Genomic DNA, 10,344 nt, shown 5'->3' on the forward strand with positions numbered 1-10,344 from the left:
ATGAACCGGAAGCCCCCTTCCGCACCACCCGAGAGCGACCCGATGGCGGCCTTTTACGAAGGCCTGGAAGACCTCGCCATCCAGCAGGCGCGGCGGCTGATCAACCTGTCGATCTACAGCAAGGCGCTTCTGTCCATGCTGCCCGTGGCGCTGATCGCCACCGACAGGGACGGCCTCGTCCGGATGAGCAACAAGGCCGCCCAGGATATCCTGGGATTCCAGGAGGAGGAACTCACCGGCAAACCGGCGGCGGAGATCTTCGGGCCCGAAAGCGAGGTCGGGCGCAGGCTCCTGCGGGCTCTGGAAGACGCCGAGCCCGCCCACCTGGCCTCGCGCAGCCTGAAACTGCCCTCCGGCAAGACCCTGGTGGGAAATCTGTATCTGCAGCCCTTCAGGGATGAGGAAAACGCCCTGCGCGGCCTGCTGGTGACCGTCGAAGACCTCTCCTATGTGCACTTCCTCCACGACGCCTTCAAGCGCTACGTGCCGCCCTCGGTCTCGGAGATGATCGCCCGCAACCCGCAGGAGCTGCGGCTCGGGGGTGAAGAGAAGAACCTCTCGGTCCTTTTCGCGGACATAGAAGATTTCACCCGCTACAGCGAATCACACACCCCGAACGAGATGGTAACGCTGCTGAGCGAGTATTTCACGGTCATGACCGACGAGGTTTTCGCCTTTGAAGGTACGTTGAAGGAATACGTGGGGGACGAACTGATGGCGATCTTCGGGGCGCCGGTCGAGCAGTCCGATCATCCATCGAGGGCCTGCCGCGCGGCCCTCGCCATGCAGGCGGCCCTCGGCGACCTGCGGCGGCGCTGGCGAGCCGCGGGTCGACCGGCCATCCGGGCCCGCATCGGCGTCAACACGGGTCCAATGCTGGTCGGGAATCTCGGATCGCCCTACCGCTTCTCCTACGGCGTCCTGGGGGACCAGGTCAACCTGGCCTCCCGGCTCGAAGGCCTTTGCGCCGTCTACGGAACGCCCATCCTGATCGGAGAGCGGACGGCGCAGGCGGCCGGGGCCGCCTTCCGCCTGCGCGAGATCGACTGGGTCCGGGTCAAGGGCCGCGTCCAGTCGGTGCGCATCTACGAGCTTCTGGGGGAAGCGGACGGCCCCCGGCCAGCACCCGCGCGCGAGGCGGCGCTGGCCTTTTACGCCGAAGCCCTCGAGGCCTACCGAAAGCGCAGCTGGGTCCGTGCCCTCCACGGCTTCGAGCAGGCCGCCGCAGCGGATCCAAAAGACGGCCCTTCCCGCGTCATGGCCGGGCGCTGCAAACACTTCCTCGACGCGCCGCCGCCTGAGGACTGGGAAGGCGTCTTCGAGCACACCCGGAAATGAACCGCCCTTCAAGCCGTTCCCCAGTCCGCGCCACCCTTCCTAAGGCACCGGCTTGAACTTCTGCTGGACGGCGCCGCAGACCGGGCAGTTGACCGGCGGCTCATCCTCGGCGATGTAGCCGCAGACCTGGCAGACGAAATAGGCGGTCTCCCGTTCGGCCAGCATGTCGTTCATCGCCCGCTTGTAAAGGTCGGCATGCTCGCTCTCGACATCGCGGGACTGGGTAAAGGCCTTCTCGACCGCGGCAACCCCTTCGTTCATCGCGTCCTGGATCAATTGGGGATACTCGTCCACATTCGCACGGATCTCGTTCTCGAACGCGGCCTGAAGGTTTTCCTCGGTGGATCCGATCTTCCCGCGCATCAAACGCAGATAGCGCTGCGCGTGGACCCCTTCAGCCTCACTGACGGCCCTGAAGAGGCGCGCGATCTGCGCATACCCTTCGACCTCCGCCTTCTGGGCGAAGGCGAGATTGCGGGCCGAGGCCTTCGACTCGGCCGCAAAGGCATAACCCAGGTTCTTTTCGGTCTTCTCACCCATTCGTCTTCTCCTTCATGGTTATTATCAGACATAGCGATGCGCGTAGCGCCGCACAGGATGCCCGTCGAGCACGTGAAAGCTCCGCATCTTCCGCAGGGTCTCGGCGGAGAATATCCCGATCGGCAGGTAGAGAATCGTCTTCCCCAGCCGCGCCGCCACGCTCCGGCAGCGCCCGGACGGCGGCTCCGCCGCCACGTAGACGACGTGCTGTTCCAGGCTGTAGTCGATGGCCGCCATCAGCAGACGTTCGGGCTTGTTCCGGGCCTGGCCGAAAAACGGATCCTTCCAGATGTCGAAGACGCGCATGGGCGGATAGGTCAGCATAAACCCCCCGTGCTGGCAGAGGGAGATCCCCGGTCCCTTCATCACCTCCCCGGCCGGCGTGCTGTAGAAGGCCATGTCGGATTCCTGATCGTGCTCCCCCAGCCAGGTCACGCACCAGGGGTAGGCCTCCTTTCCCTCGCCGCCAGGCTCATCGGGGTCGAAAATGACCACCACGGACCCCACCCGGCCGCGCAGCGGGCGCTCTTCGCGCACATAGACCCGCCCCGTGGCCCACCTGCGGACCGTTTCCCGCACATCCAGTCCATCCTGCATCGAACCCGTGAACGGCTCGATGCGGACATTCTCCTCCGTCTTCACCTCGAGCGCCTTCTTCTTGAGGTACTGACCATACCCTTCGATGACCAGATCCTCCGGCGGGTAGGAACAGATGGCCTCCCCCCTGAAGCTCCGCCGCCACTCGCCGGGCGCCGCCTCCCTCGCCCTGCGCCTGACGGGGACCGGGACGAGCCTTCGGCGCATCTGTTTGAGCCGCCGGTGAAAGCGGATCCGCTTCTGATCCAGAAAGAGATCTTCGCCTGAAAGGCGCAGAACCGGCAGATCCGGCTGCTCGGACTGCCATGGATAGTCGCTGCCGATCTCCCAGACCTCGTAGGCGAAATTGTCGTCGACCGCGCCCCGCGCCGCCACGAGCAGTTGGTAGAAATTCGGTACGAGCCTCGCGCTCAGAAGCGCATAATTGCGGGCGAAGCGGTTCAGAACGCGCAACTGCTGCACCGATAGCCGCTCCCGCGCGTGCTGCCACTGCCGCTCTCCAGCCAGCCGGACCATCCGCGCCTGAACCTCCAGACGATCGAGCCCCTCCGCTTCGCCCCCCGACCGCGCCGCTTCATATTGCGCAGCCAGAAATGGGGTTTCGGAGAGGATCTCCCGGCTCGAATCCCGGTGCAGATGCGCCAGCATCACCCCGTCACGATGGGTCCTTCCGATGACGCGGGCCTGGGGGGCCTCGATCTCGCGTCGGACCCCCGCCAGGTGGGCGAGTCCCCCTACGAAAAGCACCCGGCGGCCTTCGGCACTCAGCCTCTGCAGGTGATAGGCCATGGTCTTTTCGCGGAGAAGATCCTCCTGAACAACCGCCCCTGCAGCTGCATCCGAGCGCAGCCAGGCATCGCAGTAGGCCTGGTGGCCGATCCGCCTCACGGCGTAGGAGTCCGGAAACACTCTGAAATCGTAGGGGTAATCAGCGGTATCCCGATCGACGAAGTGGACGGGCACACCTTCGGCAAGCGCCAGGCGGAGCGCTTCCACCTGTCCGTCGGTCGGCTCCAGGACGAGATAGGTCAACACCCCGTCCTCTTCCTCGTAGCTCACGACCGACAGGAGGGGCATACGCGCCACACCGCGCAGGATCGGCTCCATCAGGGTCTCGGGGTATTCGACGGCAACGACCTCCGGCCGGAACTCCCGAAACTGCCGCCGCACCTCCTGGGCGAATTCGAGCAGATTGTGCAGGATGGGGACGAAGCGGATACTTCCCCAGTCGAGGCTAGAGATCCTCTGGTTCGGCATGCAGCAACTCCGAGAACAGGCGGGCCGCGTTGACATCGAGGATCATGGCTGCAGCCTCCCCCAAAACAGCGGGGAGCAGCTCGGAACGCTCCGTTCCGAGCTGCTTGCCATCCGCAGCCAGGCGTTTGAGGGCGTACCGCGCGATGTTGATCCCATCCCGGACGGAATAGCGCTCATCCCCCTCGTGGGCCGCCTGGAGGAAGGTCAGAACATATTCGATGACCTCATCGTCGGAGAAGGGCAGATTGCTCTTCAGGATCCGGCGCTCCTCGTCGCGATCGGGAAAATCGATGTAGATCTGCGGTTGGAGCCGCGAGTGGATGTATTCGGGCAGTTCGAAGGTCGAGGCATCCTCGTTCATGGTGGTGCAGAACCGGAAGTCCGGATGCGCCTTGATCTTGACCCCGGCCACGATGGATTCCACATATCGGCGGGCGTCCAGCAGGGGGGCGAGGGAGGCCCAGCTTTTCTCGCTCATCCGGTTGCCCTCGTCAATGATCGCCACCCCGCCTTTGATGACCGCGCTGACCACGGGGCTCGCCATGTACCGGATGCGGCCCTGCTCCGCGATCACCGGGGTGATGACCAGATCCTCCGGACGCGTGTCCATGGTCGCTTGGAAAAGATAGACCGGGCGCTGCAGGATCCTGCCCGCGTGGTAGGCCAGAGTGGTCTTGCCGACCCCCGGCTTTCCGATCAACCTCGGATTCAGCGGGAGGTCTTCTTCCCCCAAAACGAGCCAGGCCGCCAGGACCTGGGTGACCAGCTCCGGCTGGCCCACCCAGCGGAGAGGGACATCGTCGGGGGCGGCGAGGTGGATCTCCACCCCATCCAGGGTTACCGTTTCAGCCATTCCAAATCCTCCATAGACAAGGCCACCCGCTCATCGGGGGGCCTGCAGATGCTTCCCGGACCCGGCCCGGGTTTCCCTTCCGGAAACACCGGGAAAGCTCCGGTCCTCGACGTTCATTTCACATCAGAAGATTCTAATGGCGAGGCGGGCAAAATGCAAATCCCGAATCTCCCGGAAGCCCGGCCCCAAAGCAAAGGGATTTTTTACACATTGTAAAAAGGCTCAACAGAGGCCTCTACGCCAAAGGCCGCCGGCCGACCCATTGACCGCAGGAAAAACCGGTCCGGGCGGCAGCCACCGGCCAGTCGATTGTTTGGCATATATGTTGCTTTGTGCTAAACTGGGTTTCATTCGGAAAACGAGGGGATGAAACCTGGCGTCCCCGCCCCGGCAGTCGGGTTTTCGGTGAAGGGGCGCGGGCAAACTTCGGGAAACGCTTCAGGGCAGGAGGTGCAGGCATGCTCGTCAAGGATTGGATGAGCCGGAACGTGATCACGATCGACATCAACGACAACATGCAGGAGGCCACCAAGCGGATGAAGCAGCATGACATCGGCATGCTGCCGGTCATGAAACGGGGCAAAATCGTCGGTATCGTAACGGACAGGGATCTCAAACGGGCCTCCGCCTCCGATGCCACCACGCTCGAGGTGCACGAACTTCTCTATCTGATATCGCGGATCAAGCTGGCCGATATCATGACCAAAGACCCCATTCTGGTTCCCTTCGACCACACGGTCGAGGAAACAGCGGAAATCCTCCTCAAACACAGGATTTCCGGGGCACCGGTGGTCGACCACGACGGCAATCTCGCAGGGGCCATCACCAAGGGGGACATCTTCCGCTGCCTCATCAGCCTCACGGGCGTCGGGCACCGGGGCATCCAGTTCGGGTTCCAGGTGGAAGACACACCGGGCTCGATCAAGACCGTGGCGGACATCATCCGTAAATACGGCGGCCGCATGGTCAGCATCCTGACCAGCTACGAACGGGCGCCGAAGGGCTACCGCCAGGTATTCATCCGGATGTACGGGGTGGACCGCTCCAGGCTGGCCGAACTGAAAGAAGAACTCCGTCAGAAAGCTGCACTGCTGTATATGGTGGACCATCGCGAAAACATCCGAGAGATCTATGGAGAATCTGCCTGAACACGGGACCCCACCCGGCAGGCAGACCCCACCCTCTCACTTACAGGAGGCGGACCATGGCTGAAACCCCCCAAAAACCGCTGCTGCTCGCACTCGACGGCTCCGAACGCGCCTTTCAGACCGTCAGGTACATCAGCGAAATCCCGTCCATGCGCAGCATGCCGGTCGTGCTCTTCAGCGTATTCAGCAGGATCCCGGAACCTTACTGGGACCTGCAGCAGCAGCCTCACGTCGGGCGCCGCATCGCGGAGGTGCACGCCTGGGCCATCGAAGAGGAGAAACGGCTCAAGGCCTATATGGAAAAGGCGCGCAAACACTTGTTGAAGGCCGGGTTTTCACCGGAATCGGTCAGGATCCTGATTCATGCGAGGGAGTCGGGGATCGCCAGGGACATCCTCAAACAGGCCGCAAAAGGATGCCACGCCGTGCTCGTCGGCCGCAAAGGCATGGCCCACCTGAGGCGAATCGTCCTCGGCAGCGTTTCCACCAAACTCCTCGAGGGGATGCATTTCACTCCCCTGATCCTGGTCGGAAAGGGGGCCCGCCCGGGCAAGGTCCTGATCGCGGTGGACGGGTCCGAAGGATCGCTGCGCGCTGTCGATTTTGCCGCTGCAACCCTTGACGGCAGCTCGATGGAGGTCACCCTGACCCATGTTGTCAGGGCCTCCACCAGAGAGACGATCGGAGAGGCCGAAATCGTGATCGGACGGTTTTTCGACGAGGCCAAAGAGCACCTCATGGCCGGGGGGATGCGCCCCACCCAGATCAGCACCCAGGTCATCACGAATGTCCCGTCGCGGGCGGCCGCCATCGTGGAAGAGGCCCGAAAAGGCGGGTACGGCACCATCATCGCCGGCCGAAGGGGGATCAGCAAGGTGGAGCAGTTTTTTTTGGGCCGCGTCACAAACAAGCTGATCCAAATGGGGAAGGGCCTGGCGATATGGGTCATCAACTAGATTTCATCCGGAAATGGTCTATTGGGCCAATCTCGGCGTGAATCTGCACGTTTGCTTGTGCGGCGACCTGCAGGCCGTCTCAGCGCAGCTATTTGATTTCATTGACATGACCCAGACCGGGACCCGCCGCGAAGCGGTGGGACTGAGCACGCGCAGCGTGTAAAGAAAAATCCTCCTTTTTGGATGGAAACCGGGTTCTACGGCGAAATCATTTCCGGATGAACACGCATGCGTGACCGAGTGGCTGTTTCTTCCAGATCGTGTACCGGAGGCAGGCGGTGAGTATCTACAACCTCGAGAAGATCTTCATGCCGTCGAGCGTGGCGCTCGTCGGCGCCACGGAGAAGGCCGGCACCATCGGCGAAGCGCTTCTGAGCAACCTGCTGGAGGCGCCCTTCAAAGGGGCCGTCTTCCCCGTCAACCCGAAGTACAAAGAATTGATGGGGACCCGGTGCTACGCATCCCTCAGGGAGATCGGAGAACCGGTCGACCTGGCGGTTGTCGCCGTGCCCATCGAAAAGGTGCCCGCCGTCATCGATGACGGCGAGGCGGCAGGCCTTGGCGGTGCCATCGTGATCTCCGCCGGCGGGAAGGAAACCGGGGAGCGCGGCCGCGCCGTCGAAAGGGCTATCCGGGAGAGCGCCGACGCGGCCGGGATCCGGATCATCGGCCCCAACTGCATGGGCATCGTATCCGCTTCCGTGAAGCTCAACGCGACCTTTGCCCACCGGGCGCCGCTCAGCGGCCGGCTTGCATTCATCTCGCAGAGCGGCGCCATGTGCGCCGCCATCCTGGACCTCTCTGAACGCGAGGGGATCGGTTTCCGCTATTTCGTCAGTATCGGGTCGATGCTGGATGTCGACTTCGGGGACCTCGTCGACTACCTCGGGCATGACCCCGACGTTAGCGCCATCGTGCTTTACGTCGAAAGCCTGACCCATCTGCGCAAGTTCATGAGCGCCGCGCGCGCCGTCTCGCGGGTCAAACCCATCGTGGTGCTCAAAGCGGGCCGGTCGGCCGCCGGCGCCGCGGCGGCATCCTCCCACACCGGTGCGATGGCGGGGGAAGACGCCGTCTACGATGCCGCTTTCAAGCGGGCCGGCATGCTGCGGGTCGAGACCATGAATGAACTCTTCGACTGTGCCGAACTGTTCGCCAAGCAGCACAACCCGCGCGGAAACAGGCTGTGCATCCTCACGAACGGAGGCGGCCCGGGGGTCATGGCCGCCGACGCCCTGGCCTCCTACGGCCTCGAACCGGCCCCCCTCCAACCCGATACGCTGAAGGCGCTCGATGCATTGCTTCCGCCTTTTTGGAGCAGGCGCAACCCGATCGACATCCTGGGAGACGCCGTCCCCGAACGGTGGAAGGCCGCAGCCGAGATCTGTCTTTCGGCCAAAGAGATGGATGCGCTCATGACCGTCTATGTCCCGCAGGGCCTGAACCCGACGGCCGAGGTCGCTTCCGCGCTCGTATCCGCCTTCCGGAACAAAAATCCGGACATGCCGCTCTTCTCCGTCTGGATGGGCGGTGAGGGGGCGGACCCGGGGCGGGAGGCCATGAATCAGTCCGCCTTCCCCACCTACGACTCGCCAGAACGCGCGGTCACGGCCTTTATGTACGCAGTTTCCTACGCCCGCAACCTGGAAATGCTCCACGAGATCCCGCCGAAATTCGACCGCTCGCTCTATTTCGACGGGGTCACGGCAAAATCGATGATCGAGAAGGCCCTCGAGGACGGCGGCGGAATGCTTGACGAGCCCCTGTCCAAAAAGATCCTGAGCGCCTATGGGATCCCCGTCAATCCGACCGAAACCGCCCATGACGCCGACGAAGCGGCGGCCTTGAGCGCCCGGCTGGGCTTTCCGGCGGTGATGAAGATCCTGTCACGGGACATCGTCCACAAATCGGATGCCGGCGGCGTCGAATTGAACCTGAAAACGCCCGACGAGGCCCGGGAGGCCTTCGAGCGCATCCTCGCGGCCGCCCGCGCCTACAAGGCGGACGCACGCATAGACGGCGTCACCGTGCAGCCCATGGTCTCCCATCCGATGCACGAACTGATTCTCGGCAGCAAAATGGATCCCGATTTCGGGCCGGTGCTCCTTTTCGGCGCGGGAGGCATCCTCACGGAGCTTTGGAAGGACCACGCGCTGGCGCTGCCTCCGCTCAACCGGCTTCTGGCCAGGCGCCTCATGGAGGAGACCCGGATCCATCGGGTCTTAGAGGGCTATCGGAACATCCCCCGCGCCAACATCGAACTGCTGGAAGAAGTCCTCGTGCGTCTGGCCCAGCTGGTCACGGATTTCCCGGAGATATCCGAACTGGACATCAACCCTTTCCTGCTCGACGCCCACCGCGGCCTCGCGGTGGATGCACGCATCCGCATCGCACCGCCCGCCGGGCCGTCCCCCGGGCATCTGGTGATCAGCCCCTACCCGAATCAGTACGAGGCCATGATCAACACCAAAGACGGAAGGCGTTTCTTCCTCCGCCCCATTAAACCGGAAGACGCGCCGCTCCTGGTCGAGCTCTTTTCGGCGCTTTCCCCCCGCAGCATCTATTTCCGGTTTTTCAGCCCCTTGAAAGCCCTGCCGGCGAAGATGCTGGCCAGGCTGACCCAAATCGACTATGACCGCGACATGGCCCTTGTGGCCATCGACACGGAGGTGGAGCACGAACGGATCCTGGCGGTCGCGCGCCTCATGAGCACCCCGCGGACGGAAGAGGCCGAATTCGCTGTCGCTGTGGGCGATCCCTGGCAGGGGCAAGGCATCGGAGCGGCCCTGATGGATCGCCTGATCGGGATCGCCAAGGAAAAGGGCATGAAAAGGATCACTGGACAGGTGCTCGCGGAAAACACGCAGATGCTGGCGTTGGCCCGGCGCCTCGGCTTCGAGGTCAAAAAGGCCGCCGAAAACGGCCTGTATGCCCTCAGCCTCGAACTGAACGGGTGAACGGCCAGGCCGCCTTGCGGCGGCCGGAGAAAGTCCGGACAGCCCTGCGGCGCGCAAGCTGCTGGATCGATCGGGTTGAACCCGGACCCGAATGGGGGGCTGGTGGCCTCCCGGAGCAGCAAGGCGGATCCGCCATTCGTAACAACGGGGATGTATCCGGAGGCAGAGGCGGTGGAAAGGATGTTCACGATTCTCGTTGCTGACCGTAATCCGCACATCAGGGACTTCTTGAAACGTGAGCTGGCCAACGACGGGTTCAAGGTCCATTTGGCCAAATCCGCAGCGGAGGTGCTCGATTGCGCCTTCGGACCCGAACGGCTGGACCTCCTGATCCTGGACCCAGATCTGCCGGACCTGAAGGAAAAGCAGCTCTACGAGAAGCTCGACAGCCGCATCCCCGCCCTGCCGGTCGTCATACACGGCTTCCTCCCCGTCGACGATCAGTGGTCCGAGATCCTGGACACCTTGGGATTTGTCGAAAAAATGGGGAATAGCATTGAACCGCTGAAAACTCTCATCTATAATCTGCTCCCGAATGACGGCCCCTCGCCGGACACCCCTTCCGCTGACGAGCAATGGTCCGGACCTTAGGGAGTTTCCGTCCGGAAATGGTCTTTTTGGCCAATCTCGGCGTCAATCTGCACGTTTGCTTGTGCGGCGACCACCAGGTCGCCTCCGCGCAAGCGCTTGATCTCCTT

The 10,344-nt window shown here is 63.2% G+C and carries 8 protein-coding genes; 5 read left to right on the forward strand and 3 right to left on the reverse strand.

Annotated elements, in window-relative coordinates:
• The gene (locus tag H567_RS25425) at window positions 1–1,338 is read left to right on the forward strand and encodes an adenylate/guanylate cyclase domain-containing protein (RefSeq protein WP_084517410.1); all 1,338 of its coding nucleotides are present in this window, start codon (window positions 1–3) and stop codon (window positions 1,336–1,338) included.
• Between the two features lie 39 nt (window positions 1,339–1,377).
• Here H567_RS25425 and H567_RS0116125 read toward each other — a convergent pair whose 3' ends face one another.
• From H567_RS0116125 to H567_RS0116135, 3 genes are read right to left on the reverse strand one after another with little or no spacing between them, the layout of a single operon-like run.
• On the reverse strand, window positions 1,378–1,878 hold the full coding sequence (locus H567_RS0116125; protein ID WP_028322189.1) for a rubrerythrin family protein: 501 nt from the start codon (window positions 1,876–1,878) through the stop codon (window positions 1,378–1,380).
• 24 nt (window positions 1,879–1,902) lie between these two features.
• Entirely contained in the window at window positions 1,903–3,732 is a 1,830-nt protein-coding gene (locus H567_RS0116130; protein WP_028322190.1) for a TraB/GumN family protein, read from the reverse strand.
• Complete coding sequence (locus H567_RS0116135) at window positions 3,710–4,585, reverse strand: AAA family ATPase (RefSeq protein WP_028322191.1); 876 nt, start codon at window positions 4,583–4,585, stop codon at window positions 3,710–3,712. The genes H567_RS0116130 and H567_RS0116135 overlap by 23 nt, the downstream gene beginning before the upstream one ends.
• Before the next feature lie 458 nt (window positions 4,586–5,043).
• On the opposite strand from H567_RS0116135, the gene H567_RS0116145 reads away from it, so the two are divergent.
• The 4 genes from H567_RS0116145 (at window position 5,044) to H567_RS25430 (ending at window position 10,237) form a co-directional block, all read left to right on the forward strand.
• The gene (locus tag H567_RS0116145; protein ID WP_028322192.1) at window positions 5,044–5,733 is read left to right on the forward strand and encodes a CBS and ACT domain-containing protein; all 690 of its coding nucleotides are present in this window, start codon (window positions 5,044–5,046) and stop codon (window positions 5,731–5,733) included.
• 56 nt (window positions 5,734–5,789) lie between these two features.
• Complete coding sequence (locus H567_RS0116150) at window positions 5,790–6,689, forward strand: universal stress protein (protein WP_028322193.1); 900 nt, start codon at window positions 5,790–5,792, stop codon at window positions 6,687–6,689.
• 278 nt (window positions 6,690–6,967) lie between these two features.
• A complete protein-coding gene (locus H567_RS0116160; protein ID WP_028322194.1) occupies window positions 6,968–9,646 on the forward strand; it encodes a bifunctional acetate--CoA ligase family protein/GNAT family N-acetyltransferase in 2,679 nt (892 codons plus the stop codon).
• Window positions 9,647–9,721: 75 nt separating this feature from the next.
• Window positions 9,722–10,237, forward strand: a complete 516-nt coding sequence (locus H567_RS25430; RefSeq protein ID WP_153306223.1) for a response regulator — start codon at window positions 9,722–9,724, stop codon at window positions 10,235–10,237.
• Window positions 10,238–10,344 lie beyond the last annotated feature (107 nt).

The sequence above is a fragment of the Desulfatiglans anilini DSM 4660 genome, from assembly GCF_000422285.1.
GTDB classification, from domain to species: domain Bacteria; phylum Desulfobacterota; class DSM-4660; order Desulfatiglandales; family Desulfatiglandaceae; genus Desulfatiglans; species Desulfatiglans anilini.

Bases quoted from the DNA above. Each gene is read 5' to 3' on its own strand.
- H567_RS25425 (WP_084517410.1), top strand. From the start codon at position 1: ATGAACCGGAAGCCCCCTTCCGCACCACCCGAGAGCGACCCGATGGCG.
- H567_RS0116125 (WP_028322189.1), bottom strand. From the start codon at position 1,878: ATGGGTGAGAAGACCGAAAAGAACCTGGGTTATGCCTTTGCGGCCGAG.
- H567_RS0116130 (WP_028322190.1), bottom strand. From the start codon at position 3,732: ATGCCGAACCAGAGGATCTCTAGCCTCGACTGGGGAAGTATCCGCTTC.
- H567_RS0116135 (WP_028322191.1), bottom strand. From the start codon at position 4,585: ATGGCTGAAACGGTAACCCTGGATGGGGTGGAGATCCACCTCGCCGCC.
- H567_RS0116145 (WP_028322192.1), top strand. From the start codon at position 5,044: ATGCTCGTCAAGGATTGGATGAGCCGGAACGTGATCACGATCGACATC.
- H567_RS0116150 (WP_028322193.1), top strand. From the start codon at position 5,790: ATGGCTGAAACCCCCCAAAAACCGCTGCTGCTCGCACTCGACGGCTCC.